General features: G+C 56.9%; 16 protein-coding genes. 10 read left to right on the plus strand and 6 right to left on the minus strand.

The genetic code is table 11. The annotated features are described in order from the left end of the window. Positions 1-112 precede the first annotated feature (112 nt). Complete coding sequence (apbC, locus tag G7W63_RS02290; protein WP_166252549.1) at positions 113-1,210, plus strand: iron-sulfur cluster carrier protein ApbC; 1,098 nt, start codon at positions 113-115, stop codon at positions 1,208-1,210. A 74-nt stretch (positions 1,211-1,284) separates the two neighbouring features. Here apbC and G7W63_RS02295 read toward each other — a convergent pair whose 3' ends face one another. Continuing rightward, complete coding sequence (locus G7W63_RS02295; RefSeq protein ID WP_166252552.1) at positions 1,285-1,857, minus strand: porin family protein; 573 nt, start codon at positions 1,855-1,857, stop codon at positions 1,285-1,287. A 277-nt stretch (positions 1,858-2,134) separates the two neighbouring features. Between G7W63_RS02295 and dcd the strand changes: the two genes are divergently transcribed. Genes dcd through G7W63_RS02310 form a run of 3 tightly spaced genes read left to right on the plus strand, consistent with a single transcriptional unit; the run spans position 2,135 to position 4,621 of the window. Beyond that, complete coding sequence (dcd, locus tag G7W63_RS02300) at positions 2,135-2,701, plus strand: dCTP deaminase (protein ID WP_166252555.1); 567 nt, start codon at positions 2,135-2,137, stop codon at positions 2,699-2,701. A 39-nt stretch (positions 2,702-2,740) separates the two neighbouring features. Next, positions 2,741-3,340, plus strand: coding sequence for a YjaG family protein (locus G7W63_RS02305; RefSeq protein ID WP_166252558.1), 600 nt, complete (start codon positions 2,741-2,743; stop codon positions 3,338-3,340). Positions 3,341-3,346: 6 nt separating this feature from the next. Beyond that, entirely contained in the window at positions 3,347-4,621 is a 1,275-nt protein-coding gene (locus tag G7W63_RS02310; RefSeq protein ID WP_166252561.1) for a valine--pyruvate transaminase, read from the plus strand. A gap of 102 nt (positions 4,622-4,723) precedes the next feature. Here the strand turns inward: G7W63_RS02310 and G7W63_RS02315 are convergent, their stop codons facing one another. From G7W63_RS02315 to purM, 3 genes are all read right to left on the minus strand, one after another. Beyond that, positions 4,724-5,515, minus strand: a complete 792-nt coding sequence (locus tag G7W63_RS02315) for a DUF3108 domain-containing protein (protein WP_166252565.1) — start codon at positions 5,513-5,515, stop codon at positions 4,724-4,726. Positions 5,516-5,648: 133 nt separating this feature from the next. After that, positions 5,649-6,305 (minus strand): phosphoribosylglycinamide formyltransferase, encoded by a 657-nt coding sequence (gene purN, locus G7W63_RS02320; protein WP_423202271.1) that lies wholly within the window; start codon positions 6,303-6,305, stop codon positions 5,649-5,651. Next, entirely contained in the window at positions 6,305-7,369 is a 1,065-nt protein-coding gene (gene purM, locus G7W63_RS02325) for a phosphoribosylformylglycinamidine cyclo-ligase (RefSeq protein WP_166252572.1), read from the minus strand. The genes purN and purM overlap by 1 nt, the downstream gene beginning before the upstream one ends. A gap of 207 nt (positions 7,370-7,576) precedes the next feature. On the opposite strand from purM, the gene G7W63_RS02330 reads away from it, so the two are divergent. The 5 genes from G7W63_RS02330 to G7W63_RS02350 all read left to right on the plus strand — a co-directional run bounded on the left by G7W63_RS02330 (position 7,577) and on the right by G7W63_RS02350 (position 11,421). Further along, a complete protein-coding gene (locus G7W63_RS02330; RefSeq protein ID WP_166252575.1) occupies positions 7,577-8,911 on the plus strand; it encodes a DUF2066 domain-containing protein in 1,335 nt (444 codons plus the stop codon). A gap of 24 nt (positions 8,912-8,935) precedes the next feature. After that, positions 8,936-9,496 carry a CDP-alcohol phosphatidyltransferase family protein gene (locus tag G7W63_RS02335; protein WP_166252579.1) on the plus strand — a complete coding sequence of 187 codons (561 nt, stop codon included), beginning with the start codon at positions 8,936-8,938 and terminating at the stop codon, positions 9,494-9,496. Next, positions 9,475-10,188 (plus strand): DnaA regulatory inactivator Hda, encoded by a 714-nt coding sequence (gene hda / locus G7W63_RS02340; RefSeq protein WP_166252582.1) that lies wholly within the window; start codon positions 9,475-9,477, stop codon positions 10,186-10,188. Before G7W63_RS02335 ends, hda begins: the two co-directional genes overlap by 22 nt. A 61-nt stretch (positions 10,189-10,249) precedes the next feature. After that, positions 10,250-11,044 carry a ParA family protein gene (locus G7W63_RS02345; RefSeq protein ID WP_166252585.1) on the plus strand — a complete coding sequence of 265 codons (795 nt, stop codon included), beginning with the start codon at positions 10,250-10,252 and terminating at the stop codon, positions 11,042-11,044. 11 nt (positions 11,045-11,055) lie between these two features. Beyond that, complete coding sequence (locus G7W63_RS02350) at positions 11,056-11,421, plus strand: YqcC family protein (protein ID WP_166252588.1); 366 nt, start codon at positions 11,056-11,058, stop codon at positions 11,419-11,421. A 38-nt stretch (positions 11,422-11,459) separates the two neighbouring features. Here G7W63_RS02350 and G7W63_RS02355 read toward each other — a convergent pair whose 3' ends face one another. Further along, on the minus strand, positions 11,460-14,207 hold the full coding sequence (locus G7W63_RS02355; protein WP_166252591.1) for a bifunctional diguanylate cyclase/phosphodiesterase: 2,748 nt from the start codon (positions 14,205-14,207) through the stop codon (positions 11,460-11,462). 93 nt (positions 14,208-14,300) lie between these two features. Continuing rightward, positions 14,301-15,155 (minus strand): carboxylating nicotinate-nucleotide diphosphorylase, encoded by an 855-nt coding sequence (nadC, locus tag G7W63_RS02360; RefSeq protein WP_166252594.1) that lies wholly within the window; start codon positions 15,153-15,155, stop codon positions 14,301-14,303. Between the two features lie 329 nt (positions 15,156-15,484). Here nadC and G7W63_RS02365 point away from each other — a divergent pair, with 329 nt between their 5' ends. Next, the gene (locus G7W63_RS02365; RefSeq protein WP_166252597.1) at positions 15,485-17,782 is read left to right on the plus strand and encodes a DUF1631 domain-containing protein; all 2,298 of its coding nucleotides are present in this window, start codon (positions 15,485-15,487) and stop codon (positions 17,780-17,782) included. Positions 17,783-17,810 lie beyond the last annotated feature (28 nt).

Consider the following 17,810-nt stretch of genomic DNA (forward strand, 5'->3'; position numbering starts at 1 on the left):
TGGTTATGGTCAGAAGCGGGCACAGATGATACCTTCCGGGCAACTTTTTTTCATCTGAACGGCGCGCTTTTCCGCCCCGGCGGCCGCACTTTTTACATCAATGGAGCATTCCATGACGCAGATTTCTCAGCAGGCGGTCGAGTCCGCCATCCGTCAGTACCGGGACCCCTACCTGGAACTGGATCTCTACGAGCTGAAAGCTGTCCGGTCGCTCGCTATAGAAGCGGACCTGGTCAAGCTTGAAGTTGAGCTGCCCTATGCTTCCGCAGGTATTTCGGGGGCACTGAGAGAGCTTGTGACTAACGCAGTGGAAAACGTGCCGGGCGTGGCCGGAGTTCAGGTCAACGTCAGCCAGGCCATCCGCGCTCACCAGGCCCAGAAGAACCTGCAATCGATCGCTGGGGTAAAAAACATTATTGCGGTGGCATCGGGCAAGGGCGGAGTGGGTAAATCCACCACCGCTGTCAATCTCGCCCTTGCCCTGAGTTCCGAAGGTGCCCGGGTCGGCGTGCTGGATGCGGATATCTACGGTCCCAGTGTCGGAATGATGCTTGGCATTCCCGAAGGCCAGAAACCTGACACGAAGGACGGAAAGTGGTTTATTCCAGTCCCTGCCCATGGCGTTCAGGCCATGTCGATGGCCTTTTTGGTTAACGACAAGACACCAATGGTCTGGCGCGGGCCGATGGTCAGTGGCGCGGTTCAGCAATTGCTGACCCAGACCCTCTGGGACGATTTGGACTATCTGATTGTCGACATGCCACCGGGAACCGGCGACATTCAGCTCACTCTGGCACAGAAAGTACCGGTAACCGGAGCCGTTATCGTCACCACGCCCCAGGACATAGCCCTGCTGGACTGCAAGAAGGGGATCGAGATGTTCCGGAAAGTGGAAATCCCCGTGTTGGGCGTAGTCGAGAACATGAGCGTTCACATCTGCAGCAACTGCGGCCATGAGGAACCGTTGTTCGGAGCGGGGGGTGGCGAGCGGGTAGCTAAGGATTACGACACAACGCTGCTTGGCCAGTTACCGTTGCATATGACCATTCGGGAGCAGACCGATAGCGGTAACCCCTCGGTTGTGGCAGAACCGGATTCGGAGGTGGCTCGCCGCTACCGTGATATCGCACGCAGAGTTAGTGCTACGCTTTCCCAGAGAGCCCGGAATCTGTCATCTCCGATCCCCAGCTTTTCAGTAAGCGATGACTGAACCCGGAATATCAATAAGAAAAGGGCAGGAGATGCCTGCCCTTCAGATTGCCGGAGAAATGACTACTTGCGGACCTAGAAAGTATAGCGAGCGCCGACCCGGGCGGTATCGAATTCAGGTCCGTCGTTGGTGACCTGGCCGTTGAAGTCGTCCTCGTCGATATCCACGTTGTAGCGATTGTATTCTGCAAAGGCTGTCAGGCTGTGAGTAACACGGAAGTCGATGCCTGCGCCTACAAACGGTGAAACTTCGTCATAGGTTTCGTCTTCGTCAAACGCATCAACATCAAGGGCTGAGGCGAAAGCGCCAACCTTGCCATAGACGCCAAAACTGTCCGTTACCGGAAAACGTCCCCGAACGGCCAGGGCCAGACCTTTAAGCTCTGATTCCACATCGTCTTCACCGAACTTGCCAAAATCCACGTAGTCCGCTTCCAGGGCCCAGAACTGGTTGAACTGGTAACCCGCTGAGAGGCCGTACAGGTCGTTGTCATCGTCGAACTCGCCACCGTGGGATTTATAGCCACCGTAGCTTGCGCCCAGGAAGAATCCTGCGGTGTCACGGTCGGTTTGGGCAACAGCGAGTGGGGCTGAAAAAGCAGTAGCCGTCAGCAGGGTGGCACAGGCAAGCTTGCGTTTGTAATCCATAACAATGATCTCCGTAGTCGTGCTTGATGTCAGTCGAGCTTGGTGTCCATTCTGATCCATGTGTTCTCAAGGCGATGGACCATTGAGGACAACCCTACACCGATCGTTTTCGCCTCGGGGTTAAGACCGCAATAAAGAGTCGTAATGATTCGGAAGGATCGTCCAGGGCAAGCGGGGGTCGTGTCTCAGGCGGATCTTTTGTATTCACTTCGCGCTGGCGTTAAGATACGCGTCCGCCGTTCGGCACACTTCCTGACTTCATGATGAGACTGCACTGATGACTATTAAATCCGACAGATGGATCCGGCGTATGGCCCAGGAGCACGGCATGATTGAGCCATTTGAGCCAGGTCAGGTGCGTGAGTCCTCCAAGGGTCGGGTGATCTCTTATGGTACGTCCAGCTATGGCTATGACGTTCGTTGCAGCAACGAATTCAAGATTTTCACCAACGTACACTCCGCCACGGTTGACCCGAAGAATTTTGACGACAACAGTTTCGTCAATATCAGCAGCGACGTCTGTATCATTCCGCCGAACTCCTTTGCCCTGGCCCGAACGGTGGAGTACTTCAGAATCCCTCGTAACGTGCTGACGATCTGTCTGGGGAAGTCGACCTACGCTCGCTGTGGCATCATTGTGAATGTGACACCGCTCGAGCCGGAATGGGAGGGGCAGGTGACCCTGGAATTCTCGAACACAACCAATCTGCCAGCGAAGATCTATGCCAATGAAGGCGTGGCGCAGATGCTGTTCTTCGAATCCGATGAGGTGTGCGAGACCAGCTATAAAGACCGGGGCGGCAAATACCTTGGGCAGGTGGGAGTCACCCTGCCTCGGGCATGATCCTATGATACCCAAGCCTCATCCAACCCGGAGCCCAATGTGAACGCCAATCAGTTTTTTAAAGCACTGGAGCAACTGAAGGGCTGGCGTGAGTGCGCCTTCCTGCTCGCGCTGGCGGAACGTGGCTTTCCAAATTATGTTCTGTTTTCGGACGCTGTTGGTTCCAAAGGCGGCGCTAAAATGCGCCAGATTCTTGACCAGGCATGGGGGCTGCTCCAGCGCGCCAACTCGGAAGCTGCGATTCCCCCGTTGTTATTAAAGCTGGAAGACCTGACTCCGGATGTGTCTGCCTACGATATGTATGGCGTGCATCCGGCCTATGATTTTTGCAGGCTCCTGGAACAGGCGCTGTTAAACCGCCTTAACCCCACCAAGCACCGGGCCACGGAAGCCTCCCAGTGGGCAACCGGCACCGTCATGAGCTTTATTGAAGTGAGTGAAGGTGAGGATCTGGATGAAGACGCGCTGGTGCGTTTGTTTGATCAGCATGAGCTGATGAAAATAGACAAGGCATTCCAGCGGGACATGGTGCTTTCGGTGAAACGGCAGCGTACACCGACGGAGCTGTTCATCGAAGGTCTCCGGGAGCGCGCAGCCAATGACGGTGTGAGCAACATCGGAATCTCACTGAACGAGTAAAGCACTATGAAGCTGTCTGCTTTTGGTCGGAAGTTTACAGCGGAGGCAGGCATTACCTCTCTGATGGATGACCTGGGGAACGCCCTTTCGACGAATGCAGACATGATCATGATGGGGGGTGGCAATCCCGGCCACATTCCAGAGGTGCAGGCGCGGCTGCAGGGAATCCTAGGGGATATAAGCCGTGATCCGGTATCCATGGCGCGCCTGGTAGGCACCTACGACCCGCCTCAGGGCGAGCGGGGGTTCATTGACGCACTGGTGCAATTGCTCAATCAGGAGTATGACTGGGGTCTGACACCCGCCAATGTCGCTCTGACCAACGGCAGCCAGGCTGCCTTTTTCATGCTGTTCAATATGTTTGCGGGTGATTATGGCGATGGGCAGCTGAAGCATATTCTCTTGCCATTGGCTCCGGAATATATCGGCTACGCCGATGCCGGGCTTGGCCCTGATCTTTTTCATGCGGTCGCCCCGGAGATTACCTTCACCGGCAGCCATGAGTTCAAGTACCGGGTGGATTTCGATGCGCTTGAAGTGACCGGTCAGACCGGCGCAATCTGTGTCTCGCGCCCAACCAATCCGACCGGTAATGTCATTACCGATGAGGAGCTTGCCAAGCTGGAAATGCTGGCTCGCGCTCACGATGTGCCCCTGATTATAGATGGCGCCTATGGCGCACCTTTTCCCGGTCTCATGTTCGTGGAGGCCACGCCTCACTGGAATGAGCAGATTGTTTTATGCCTGAGCCTGTCCAAGCTCGGCATGCCGGCTGCCAGAACCGGAATCGTCATTGCGTCTGAGCCGATCATCAAGGCGCTGTCGGGTATCAATGCGATCATGAACCTCGCTACTGGCAGTTTCGGTGCCATCATGGCCCAGCCGCTGGTGCGAAGTGGCGAAATTCTTTCCCTGAGCCGGGACGTCATCTGTCCGTTTTACAAGGCCAAAATGGAGAAGGCGGTTGCTGCTTTTACCCGGGCCATGGGAGACGAGTGCCAGTGGTACGCTCACAGGCCCGAAGGTGCCATGTTTCTCTGGCTCTGGTTTCCTGACTTACCGGTGAGCAGCCTGGAGCTATACCAGCGCCTCAAGCGCAGGGGCGTGCTCGTGGTGTCGGGTCACTACTTTTTTCCTGGTCTGCCAGACAGTGGCTGGCCGCATCGGCACGAATGTTTGCGCGTTACCTATGCCCAGGACGACGATCGCATCGCCGAGGGACTGGAGCTGATTGCCAGCGAGGTCAAAGCTGTCTGGCGTGAGTATCACGCCGCATTATAAAGGGACTCGCACTTTAGAGGGATAAGCCTTTATTTTCCGGCCTGGAGTCAGTGTCTTGCTCCAGCATCAGGTCCGGAAATGGGGCCGTCTGCTCTGGTCGTTCTAGCGGATATTTGCTTTGTCTATATTGATCTCATAGCGGGTTCCGTCCGGCTCAACCTGGACAAGCTTTACCAGCAGATAGTCCAGCTCGGGGGCAAACCACATCAGGGTTTCCCTCTTGCTTCCCTCAGAACGGACCTTTTCGGCTTTTACCGTCTCTGTCTGTCCCAGCTTTGTCTCCAGAACTTCCGTGCCGATGATGGCAAAATGGTCCTCGTCGAAGTCGCCCTTGTCGGTTACCTCATAGCGAACCTGCTCACTTCCGGCTTTAAGATCCTGACGCAGTTGTAACTGGTATCCCAGGGGGTCCAGAGCTTCGGGTGGCAGAGGCATGGTGAAGGAATTGCCCTCATATTCTCCGGTAACCGACATCACGTCCCAGTCATAATCAATGCTGCGTTTGCGGTCCTTTATCATGAATCCGGACAGTTTGTAACGGTAGCTGATCGGCCGCACCCGGCCGTTTTCCCAGCGAAAACGGGTATGTTCTTCGATGTCTGCAAGGAAGGAGTCAACGTCGAATCGAAGAATCCACGTGCCATCGGGCTGCTGCTCGAGGGTTCGCTTAGCAGAACCGTTAATAGCCACGCCCTTGTCCAGTGCCGCGCTGTAGGTGGCGCTCAACGGCTTGAGTTCTGCCGCGGGTTGGCCCTCGGCATTGGCGGCATCTGCCTGGGTATCGGTGTCCTGGGGTGCTACTTCGGCATTTGTATTGTCGGCTTGGGCCAGCGTTTGCCAGCTCGCCAGAATGAGCAGAAGAACGCTCAGGGAGCGGTTGGAGTGTTTATGCATAACGGTTGGTCCTTGGCTTACGTATGGCGAACCCCGGCGTGCCTGGGTGTCGTTTCAGTGTAACGAGCCTGACCTGCCAGAAGCGTGACAGTCTTGTCATTTTACTGGGTATGTCGCTCTGGACCTGATCTTTTCAATCCGTCAAATAGAATGGCTTGGGTAGCGGTTCACCATCAAAGAGCACCTGATTGCCGTGAAGCTGGAGGCGCCCTTCGCAGAACCAGCGCACCACGATGGGATAAAGGACGTGCTCTTGTTGCTGGACCTTTTCCGCCAGCCGCTCAGGTGTGTCGCCTTCCTCAATTTCTACCTCAGCCTGGGCCACGGTGGGTCCGCCGTCCAGGTCCTCGGTCACGAAATGGACAGTCACGCCGTGGATTTTATCCCCTGCTTCAAGAGCTCTGAAGTGGGTTTTGAGGCCAGGATACTTGGGTAACAGGGAAGGGTGGATGTTAAGCACTAAGCCATGGAAGGCGCGGACAAACTCTGTGGTCAGAATGCGCATGAAACCGGCGAGCACTACCAGATCCGGAGCACGTCGGTCAATCTCTGCTTTCAGCATGCCGTCGAAGTCTTCCCGATTGTCGTACTCGGTATGATCAACGACAAAGGTTTCAATGCCCGCCTGGGCAGCTCGCTCCAATGCGAAGGCCCTGGGGCGATTGCAGCCCACGGCGACAATGTCACCCGGGAAATCCCGGGCTGATACAGCGTCGATGAGCGCCTGTAGGTTGCTGCCGTTGCCTGAGGCCAGCACAATGATACGGGGGTTGGTTACATCGCCTGGAATCATGCCTTGATCAGGCCTGGTTCGTACCGGACCTCGGCATTAGCCGACCGGTCCGGCAGGCTCTTGATCCGGCCCAGGTGCCACGCGTTCTCACCCAGTGCCGCAAGGGTATCGAGCGCAAGGGAGAGGTGATCCGAGGGTACACAGATGACCATGCCAACACCGCAGTTAAAAGTGCGGTACATTTCGTTGTCAGCGACTCCGCCGGCTTCCTTCAGCCACTGGAAAACCGGAGGCAGGGTCCAGCTGGCGGTATCGATTGCAGCACTGGTGCCCGGGGGTAAAACCCGCGGTATGTTCTCCGGCAGCCCACCACCGGTAATATGTGACAGGGCGCGTACGTCTACTGTTTTAATGAGTTGCAGCAGATTTTTTACGTATATCCGGGTAGGTTCCATCAGGGCTTTGGCAAGTGTGGTGTCGCCAATGGTCTGCGCCAGGTCGGCCTGGCTTACTTCCAGGATCTTGCGTATGAGGGAGTAACCGTTGGAGTGAGGACCGGAAGAGGCCAGGGCGATCAGCTCATCTCCTTCCTGAACCCGATTGCCGTCAATGATGTCGCTGCGCTCGGCGATGCCGACGCAGAAGCCCGCAAGATCATAGTCGTCACCTTCGTACATGCCGGGCATCTCCGCGGTTTCACCGCCAACCAGGGCACAACCGGCAAGTTCACAGCCCCGGCCGATACCTTCCACAACACTGGCAGCCACGTCGACGTTGAGCTTGCCGGTAGCATAGTAGTCGAGGAAAAATAGCGGTTCAGCACCACCGACGATCAGGTCATTCACACACATGGCAACCAGGTCAATGCCAATGGTGTCGTGTTGGTCGAGTTGCATGGCCAGACGAAGTTTCGTTCCGACGCCGTCAGTCCCCGACACCATGACCGGCTCTTTGTAGCCTGCAGGGATGGCCACCATGGCTCCGAACCCACCCAGGCCTCCGAGCACTTCAGGCCTGCGCGTGCGCGCTGCTGTGCTTTTGATCCGGTTGACCAGTTCGTTGCCGGCGTCGATATCGACGCCGGCGTCGCGATACGTCAGGGAGGGTTTCTGTTCGCTCATGCTGCTAACCGCCTTGGCTAAAGATAGGCGCGGAATTTTAGCAGGTGCGAAGATGGGGTCCAACTGCAATTAGCGGACATTTACTCCCAACAGCCAATAGGGTTGCTGCTCGCTACTCAGCAAAGAGGGCATGGTGTATCCTTAGCGCCATTCCGGCGTATAAACCAGCGAACGCCTGGAGAATATCCAGGATATACAGGGTGACTCATGTCCTTACCGTCTCTACTGAAACTACAGGCAGGTATCTTCATATTGTTTTTATGGGGGCTGGGCCTGCCCGCCCAGGCGGTCACCGTTGATGGTCTGTACACCGTCCAGGTCCCGGTTGAAAGCTCAGCTCCTGATGACCTTGAAGAAGGCTACAGGGACGGTCTGAAACGGGTTCTGGCTCGAGTTTCAGGCACCCGGGACCTGCTTGATGATCAGCGTTCGAGGGATCTGCTCGCCAATGCCCAGTCGCTGGTTCAGTCTTACCAGTTTCTTCGGGCCGGCGAACAGAGCCAGTCCAATCAGCTACGGATGACCTTTGGTGCAGTCGGTGTTAACCGTGCACTTGCGTCTATCGATGCGCCGGTATGGGGCGCGAACCGGCCGTTAACCCTGGCCTGGATTGTGGTGGAGGAGCGCGGCGGACGTGAACTGCTGGTAAACGATGGTGCCACCGGCTCACAGACAGAGGGAGACTGGCGCCAGGCGTTCGCCGATGCGGCCGAGCGGCGTGGCCTTCCCGTTGCCCTGCCTCCGGCAGACAGAAGGGGCGACCAACGCCTGCTTTCGGAGGTCTGGGGCCAGTTCATGGGGCAGGTAAAAGAGGCCTCGAATACCATTGATCATAATCTGCTGGCGGTCGTGAAAATCAATCGCACGGGCGGTGAATGGCAAGCCGCCTGGCGCCTGGAAGGCGATGGAATAGAAGATAGCGCGCAATCGGTCAGGGCAGACAGCCCCGGAGCCATCTCCCGGAAGGTTATCGATGCCTGGGCCGATCTGTTGGCCGAACGCTACGCGGTTGCCGCAGGTGAAGTGGCCGATTCGGCCCGGGTAGACATCGTCGTGGATCAGGTAAATTCACTTCAGGACTATGCCCAGGTGATGTCAGCTCTGGACAGGATGACACCGGTTAATACGGTTGATCCGGTCAGAGTCACTGCCGGCAGGATAACACTCAAGGTAAGTGTCGCCGGAGAAGTTGCCCAGCTTCGGCAGTACATCGCCCTGGATAGGCGCTTCCAGGAGATGCGGGCCAATGTGGCAAGCACTGATTCAGGAACCCCACCTGAATCAGGAGCAGTAGCATCAGGTGTACAGTCGTCAGACACTGATACGTCAAATGTTGTTCCGGGACCTTTAGGTGTAGGTTTGACCGTTCCCGGTTCAGTCAGTGAAGCTGAGAGTAACGGAGATCTCGGTCCGGTCTTCCAGTACCGGCCTCTGGAAATGACAGAAGAAGACAGTGAGGAATCGTTCGAGTCGCTGTACGAGACCTTGAGATACCGCTGGCAAAGCGCACCGGTCGTTCAGCCGGATGCGAGCCAGGATTAAGCCGGTAACAGGAGTGGAGCAGGGATGACGACTCAGCGCTGGAGCTGGATCCCAAACGCATTGACGTTGTTGCGTATTGTTTTGATTGTTCCTTTTGCGATTGCGCTACTGGAGGCTCAATATCGGCTTGCTCTTGGAGTATTCGTTTTTGCCGCTTTAAGTGACGGGGTTGATGGTTTTCTTGCCAGACATTTTGACTGGCGTTCTCGCCTGGGCGCTATCGCCGATCCGCTGGCTGACAAGGCTCTGTTGATTACCGCCTATCTTATGCTCACGATTTCCGGAGTCCTGCCGGTATGGCTGTTTGTGCTGGTGTTGGGAAGAGACCTGCTGATTGTTATGGGTGGGTTGGCGTACCACTACCTGATAGGACAGTTCGATATGCAACCCAGTCTTTTAGGTAAACTTAATACTCTTATCCAGATTCTGGTTGTGCTGGCCGTAGTAATTCTACTGGCAGATCTGCCCATGCAGCCCTGGGTGCTCCCGGTAGGTATACAGCTGGTTGCCGCAAGCGCCATAGTGAGCGGACTCCATTATGTAGTGGTATGGACGCGACGCGCATGGCTGATAAAGCAGGGCTAGGGCACCCCCAGCTCACCCTTGGGGTGGGTCTGAGGGATGACGCCCGGTTCGAGAACTTTCACGGCGACAGGAATCTGTCGGTGGCCCAGAGACTGAAGCTGCTGTGTGACGACGATTCTGCTCCGGTGGTTGTGCTTTGCGGCGATGACGACACAGGGAAAAGCCATTTGCTTCAGGCTGCCTGCCATTGGGCGGAAAAGCGGGGCAGGACCGCGATATGCCTGAGCATGGATGAGCTCATTGGCTTCGACCCCGGCTCCCTGACTGGACTGGAATTTGCTGATCTGGTCGCCATTGATGACCTGGATCGCATTATAGGCAATGAGGAATGGGAAGAGGCCCTGTTTCACCTGTACAACCGAATCCAGGACTGTGGTAACCGCATGCTGGTCACCTTGGGCGACACCCCAGGGGCACTTCCATTCGCCCTTGAGGATCTGTTGTCCAGGCTTGGCCATGGGGTCCTGCTACAGCTCGGCCTCTACCGCGACGACGACCACCTCATCATTCTTCGCTCCCGGGCAGAGCAGCGCGGACTGGTGATGAGTGATGAGGTGGCCTCCTATATTCTTCGCCGCGCACCCAGGAAGCTTGGCGAATTGCTCGCTATCCTGGACCGGCTGGATGACCATTCGCTCAGGGCCCAGCGAGGCCTGACGGTGCCTTTCGTCAAGTCGGTAATGGATTGGTAACAGCTTTGGCCCTGCCGGGCCAGAGAAATGGTTTCAGGATGACAGAACGCCAGGGGGCGCTATGAGACGAGTGGTTTTCAATCAGAAAGGTGGTGTGGGTAAGTCCAGTATCGCTTGTAACCTGGCGGCAATCGCCGCCGCCCGAGGCCGGCGAACGCTGGTGGTGGATCTGGACCCGCAAGGCAACTCGACCCATTATCTCCTGGGTAAGCCCGCCAGCGGGCTCAAGGATACTGTGGCGGACCTTCTGGAGCAGACGGTTGCCTTTACTGTTTTCAATCGTCGCCCGGACGAGTTTGTGCATGCGACACCCTACGAGAACCTCTTCGTCCTGCCATCCAGCCCGGAACTGGATTTTCTGGAGCGCAAACTGGAGGCGAAACACAAGATCTACAAACTCAGAGAAGCCCTGAAAAAGCTTGGGGACAACTTCGACGATATTTACATCGATACCGCGCCCTCCCTGAATTTTTACTCCCGATCTGCCCTGATCGCTGCAGAACGCTGCCTGATCCCCTTTGACTGTGATGATTTCTCCCGCCAGGCTCTCTACAGTATCCTCGGTGAGATCAAGGATATACAGGAGGACCACAACGAGAACCTGGTTGTGGAAGGCATTGTTGCCAACCAGTTCCAGGCGCGGGCTTCGCTGCCTCGTCAACTGGTAGGAGAGCTTATTGAGGAGGGGCTGCCAATGCTGCCTGTGCGGCTGTCAAGCTCAGTAAAGATGAAGGAGTCCCACCAGGCCAACAAGCCCCTGATTCATTTTGCGCCGAAGCACCCATTGACGCTTCAATACGTGGATCTCTTCCGGGTGCTTCAGGGTGAAAAAGTAGAGGCAGAAACTCTGGTCTGATGGGGAATTTGATGAGCACCAAACGCGCCACTGACGGAGCCTTTAATAGCCAGCATATAGACCGTGTTGCGGACAGTTTGCTGGCTATTGAGGCGGAAATGCGCAGGTCCGGTGTCTGGTCGGCGGAAGCTCCTTCTGCCGAAGCACTCCTGAGTACCCAGCCGTTTTGTATTGACACCCTGGAAATGACTGAATGGATCCAGTTCATTTTTCTGCCCAAAATGAAGAGGCTCATAGAGAACGAAGGTCCTTTGCCCGCTGTGTCGGGCATGGCGCCCATGGCGGAAGAGTATTTTCGGGGCCGGCCCGAGGATGGCCGGGGGCTGATCCGGGCGTTAGCGAGAATGGACGAACTTCTATCAAATTCGGCGCCTTAGGGTCCGAGCCCCAGCTAAACCGGCCTTGAAAGTCGGTGCTAGCGTTTGTTCGCGTTCTTGTTTTCTGTCAACGGCAGGCTAAACTGATCTGCCGGCATCAGGGTGCGGCCATCTTTCAGGCTCTGGAACAGGTCCGCAAGCTCATCGCTGGAAACCGGATGGCAGTAGCGGTGGCCCTGTAACAGATGACATCCGGCCTGACGCAGAAACGAATCCTGATCAGCGGTTTCGACCCCCGCCGCGACTACCGTTAGGGACAGCTGACGAGCCAGATTGATCAGTGTGTGAACAATGGCGGCGGTGTTCTCTTCCTCAGGCGCATGTTGCAGCAGGTATTTATCGATCTTGACCTGGTCAAATGGTAGATCACGCAACAGTCTCAGCGAAGACAGACCGCTGCCGAACCTGTCCAGTACCAGGCCTATGCCCAGGGCTTTGAGTTTTTTGAGAGTTACCGCGGTCTCGTCGGTGCGGTCCGACAAGATACGCTCGTCGATTTCGACCATCAGCAGTCCGGGATCCAGTCGGGTTTCCCGGATTATGGTATCGAGTTGATCGGCCAGTCTGGGATGGTTGTACTGCCGTGAGGACAGGTTGATGCTGATGGTCACGGGATAGCCACTCATGGCCTGTATCGCCCGGGCCTGAAGGCAGGCGTTCAGGCAGACCCATTCTCCCAGCGCCTGCAGCTGACCTGTTTGCTCCGCCACATCAATAAAATGGCTGGGTGTCAGCATGCCCCTGCGGGGGTGCTTCCAGCGCAGCAAGGCTTCCAGCCCGCTGATTCTGCCACTTCTGGTATGGACAATGGGTTGGTAATGGAGTTCTAGCTGACCGGCACGGATGCCTTCCCGGAGTTCGCGCTCCATGGTCATCTGGCGCAACATGTCCTCGTTCATGTCGCTGGAGAAGAACTGGATATTATTTCGACCAGCCTTTTTCGCCCGGTACATGGCCATGTCAGCATTCTTCAGCAGTTGCTCATAACTTCGGCCATCGTCCGGGGCCAGGGTGATGCCAATGCTGGACGTAATGATCAACTCCCCACCCGGCACTTCCACCGGCTCGGTAATGGCGTCGAGAAGTGCACGGGCGACCTTTTCGCAGCCCTCGGCCCCGTTCACCTGATTCAGGAGTACTGCAAACTCGTCTCCCCCTAGGCGGGCAATGGTGTCTTCTTCACGCAGGCTGCCGCGCAGGCGGTTAGCCAGTTCCTGAAGAAGAATGTCGCCAGCGTCGTGCCCCAGGGTGTCATTGATGCGCTTGAAGTGGTCCACGTCGAGGCCAATGATCGCGCAATTATGGCCGTGACGCAGAGCGCTGGTGATGGCCTGACGGCAGCGGTCTTCGAACAGTCGCCGGTTCGCCGTATTGGTCAGAACGTCGTAGTGAGCCAGATAATGGAGCTGATCCTGCGTGCGCCGTATTTCCGAAATGTCCTGCCCGATAAGAATCAGCTGGGCCCGTCCGCCGTCTTCGTCATCGTGCAGCCGATTGAGGTTCCAAAGGATGGTGTGGGCATCGCCACTGAAGGTATTGACCGTGGTTTCGATGGTATCCTGCGGCATGCCGCTGTTCAGAACCTTGACTATCTTCCACGCCAACTCGTCTTTCTGTTCGTCGGGAATAAAGGTATCGGTCAGGCTACGGCCAACTGCCTCATCCCTGCTATAGCCAAACAAAGCCTCGGCTGCGCCATTCCATTGCCGGATATTGATATCGGCGTCGATGACGATAATCGGGTTGCCTGCCGTTTCGAACAGCGCCCGATAATGGCGGGATGACCTGCGGAATGACTTCTCCGCCTGCTGGCGCACGAAAATTTCATCTTTCAGTTCGTAATTTGTAAGCTGCAGTTCCCGCGTGCGCTCCTCGACAATGATCTCAAGCCCGTTTTCTATCCTTTTACGGTCTTCGAGCAGGACGCGAACGTAACATGAGGCTGCCACCATCACGGAAATCAGACTCTGAGCCAGCAGATAGTTGGCTTCCGTCGCCTCAGCTGACTGGGCGGCAAAAGAACACACCAGACCGCTCAGTCCGGCAACACCTATGGCTGTCATGGCCCCGGATAGCGAGAACCGGGTAGCCGCCCAGGTCATCAGAGGCAGTAACAGAAACAGCGTCTGGATGGGCTCGTGCCACGCCATAAGCAGAACGAAAGCCAGCACTGCCAGCCATGCCAGCCACTCGGCAGCACGGTTCAACTGTAGCCGAGGTGGAGAGGCAACCAGGGCCAGTACTGCAGGCGCTATGATGAGAGTGCCGAGAAAGGCACTGAACCAGCCGCTGAGCAGGCGGGTGTCGGCCGCCAGACTCTCGGGTCCGGCGGGACTGATGATTGAGCTGAGCAGCAGGGGAAGACTGGCAAGGAAACAGGCCAGCGTCAGAGTACCCAGAAGCCACAGAAATGCCGTATAGCTGTTGAGGGGCGAGCGGTAGCGACTGGATTTCTCATAGCCCCACCAGGCCACGAGCGGAGCGATCAGGGCATAGCTGGTCAGCATTCCCGCATAGGCAATTTTAAGCTCCGGGGCCTGTACTGGCGCAAGGTAGCTCAACAGCGCTGCCGACGCCAGGGTGGCAGCCAGAATCACGCCAAGGGCGTCCGCGCCACGCCATAGTAGCAGCGCAAGGGCATAGCCGGCCGGAAGCCATAATGCGGGCTCGATTGCGCCGGGGATGATAAAAAATAGGCTTGTAAGGGCCAGCGCCAGGTAGACCAGGCAGTGGGTGATCCAGCCCTGCCAGGAAAACGGGGATGATGAGTGTTCAGCTGTGTTCAATCGTATCCCTACCCGTATAACAGTTGCCGGGGCGCCGGAGCGACAAGAAACCTGACATGCCGGATGCCCTGATGGCAGCCACCGGCAGGTCGGTTAGAGGACGGCGTCAAGCCTCATGGACAGATCGGTCGCCCGAACATCCTTGGTGAGGGCGCCTATGGAAATATAATCAACTCCGGTCTCAGCAACCGCAACAAGGGTGTCAGAATTGATACCTCCAGATGCTTCAAGTTTAGACCGTCCATTTGTCAGCGCAACCGCCGCACGCATATCTGAAAGAGAAAATTCATCAAGCATGATGATGTCGGCGCCGGCGTCCAGAGCCTCCTGAAGCTCAGCCATGGTCTCGGTTTCCACCTCGACCGGACGGCCGGGTGAAAGCAACCTGGCAGCTTCCACTGCCTGACGAATGGAACCACAGGCGGCGATGTGGTTTTCCTTGATGAGAAAGGCATCGTAGAGGCCGATGCGGTGGTTGTGACATCCGCCGCAGGTCACCGCATATTTCTGGGCAAGGCGAAGGCCGGGCAGTGTCTTGCGGGTATCCAGCAGTTTTACCCGGGTATGTCTCACTTTCTGGGCAAGTTGATGGCACCGGGTGGCGGTGCCGGACAGGGTCTGCAGCCAGTTCAGGGCTGCCCGTTCGGCGGTGAGGAGACTCCGAGCCGGGCCCCGGCAGGCGAACAGTACCTGGTCGGCGCTGAGTTCATCGCCATCGTTGGCCAACCACGTCAGCGTGACCGCCGGGTCCACCTGTCTGAATACTTCCTCAACCCAGGCCTGGCCTGACAGAACAGCGCTTTCCCGGGTGATCACCTGTCCCGTTGTGATGGTGTCGACGGGAATAAGGGCGGCGGTAATATCTCCGTCGCCTATGTCTTCCCGTAAACTGAGGGCAACAGATTCTATGCGGGACTGTCGCAGCCGTTCGTGAAACGCAGGTGTCATGGGGGCCCTGGGGTCGGTGATTGGAGAGGGGATTCTAGCGTCAGATGTCCCTAAGACCAAATTAATCAATTGTTGTAATTTGTGAGCCATTGCTGACGCTCTACGTCACTTGAAGCGTCTGCTGGCAGGCTTTAAAAGAGCATGCCCAGGCCAGAGCTACCAAGGGATAGACGAAACCCTGGCGCTTCCACAGGATCGAACTGTGAACCTGTTCCGGCGATCACAAAAGGTGACAAAACCTGACACAAGGTGACGCTGCAAGCGCCTATGATTCATCAATAAAGATGTTAACCAGTGTAAAACGGCTAGGTGTAACCGGGGAAGGCAGTATGTCTCAGAACAACAAGGTCGTCAGTCTGAACAAGGTCCCGCAAGGTGTCGATCGCTTCGCCATGCCTGCCGCACTGGTTCGTCTGCGCGATGCCTCCGGCCAGTCGCTACGGACCCTGCTTTCCGAGTTTTTCGACGGTTCCGACGATGCCCTGTTCAATATGGCAGACAAGGCTGGCTCGAATCAGGAACAGACCGCCTACTTCGATGCCATGAGAGAGCTGAGATTGCGCCGCAAGCACATGTCTCTGTCTGTGCTTCAGTGGGTCAGCCGCGCATTCAACGAACTCGGCCGTTTTGAGCCTGTGCCGGGCAGCGGCGGCCTTAACGATGTGGACCAGGATTCACTTACGCTGATGGATCATGGCGACCTGGAGCAGAAGGTGGCCATCGATAACCTGATGAGCAAGCTGCGGAACCGTCACACAGACGCCATTCGGCTCCTGGCGGCCCGGGTGTCCCATCTGGTGCCTGGTGTGCGGTTGGAAGAACGGCAAATGCCGCTTAGTCCAGAGGTTATCTGCACCGGACTGGGAGAGGCCTGCAGTGACCTTGATATAGACATTCGCGCCAAGCTGGTGGTGCTGAAGCTGTTCGACCGGTTACTCATTAACCGGCTGGAGCCGCTTTATCAGGAGGCAAACAGGCTCCTGGTAGCGGATGGCATACTTCCCGAGCTCAAGCGGGCGCCTGTCACTGACCCAGGTGGTAACAGAAAGGCGGTCAGGGGCGCTCCCGCAGCCCCGGGTTCAGGTGCCCAGGCCCAGAATACACCGCCTCAACAGGGTTATCCGACGGCAGAATCCCAGGAGGATATGAGCGGCGCAACCTTTACCGAGCTCTCCGCGCTGCTTCATCAGGAAGGTACCGGACAGCAGTACCAGCAGCTTCAAGGCGGACAGAGCCTTGATACCTCGTCGCTGATGTCGAGACTCGGCCAGATCCAGACCATGAACGCTGGCACACCCACAGGCAGCACTGTGGTCCCCCTTGCGACGATGCTCCGGCAGGCTCTGGCATCCAAGAGCGGCCAGGTGTACTCTGTTCAGCAGGTGGACAGCGATGTGATCAATCTGGTCACCATGCTGTTTGACTTCATCCTGGAAGACCGCCAGTTGCCACCGCTCATGAAGGCGCTGATTGGCCGGCTTCAGATACCTGTATTGAAGGTTGCCCTGTGCGATCGCAGTTTTTTCAATCGGGGTGGGCATCCTGCGCGCAAGCTGCTGAACGAACTGGCCATGGCTGGCATCGGCTGGAACGAAAAGGGTGCCGGTCAGCGGGATCCGCTAAGGGAAAAAATTGAAAACGTCGTACACCGGCTACTCACCGAGTTTACCGACAACGTCGATCTGTTCAGTGAACTGCTTGCTGACTTCAGTCACTTTATGGATCTTGACCGGCGCCGTCGGGAACTGGTTGAGCAACGATTGAAAGATGCAGAAGAGGGCCGGGCGCGCCAAGAACGGGCTAAAGAGTCTGTCGATGAACTGCTGCAAGATGCGTTGACCGGGGCGGATGTGCCCAACTCAGTTGAATCCCTGCTTCTGGAGCCCTGGCGCAAGTATCTTCAGTGGGTCATGTTACGGGAGGGCCATGCCAGTGAGTTGTGGGCTGAGGCGTCCGACTTGACCCGTCGACTGATCTGGAGCGTAGATCCGCGACCGGTTGAAGACAGTACCCGTGCAGACCTGCTGCGAGCCATACCCGGCATTGTGGACTCTCTCAGGTCCGGCCTTCAGAGCATTTCCTGGGACCCGTTCGCCATCGACAATGCCATCCGCGACCTGGAACTGACTCATGTGGATGTACTGCAGCAGCTGGTCTCATTCAGGAAGTCGCCTGAGCCCTTACCAGCCCCCGAGCCTGAAGTCCGGATGCCGGACAAATCGGAAGAACAGGCAGAGCTTGCCGAGACCGCTGCCCCTTCCAGCCCGCCAGCTGAGGCCGCGGCAGAATTGGTAGGCGATGGCGCGGCCCATTCGGACACGGCCCCGGCCAGAAATGAGCTAGATGCCAAGTGCCTGGTTCAGGCTGACCGCATGCGGGTGGGCTCATGGATTGAGCTTCAGACCGGGGACGACCAGAGAATCCGGTGCAAGCTGGCTGCGGTTATCAAGGCCACCGGTAAATACATTTTCGTGAACCGCAACGGAGCCAAGGTGGCGGAATATCTGCGGGATGACCTCGCGGGTGCGCTGGCCCAGGGTAAAGTCAGCCTGCTGGACGATGGCTTGATTTTTGATCGGGCTCTGGAGTCGATCATCGACAATCTGCGCCACAGCCGCCGGGACTGACAAGGTTAGGCAGGCTGATGCCGACGCT

Origin of the sequence: Marinobacter salicampi, from assembly GCF_011074795.1 — a bacterium.
Classification (GTDB): Bacteria; Pseudomonadota; Gammaproteobacteria; order Pseudomonadales; family Oleiphilaceae; genus Marinobacter; species Marinobacter salicampi.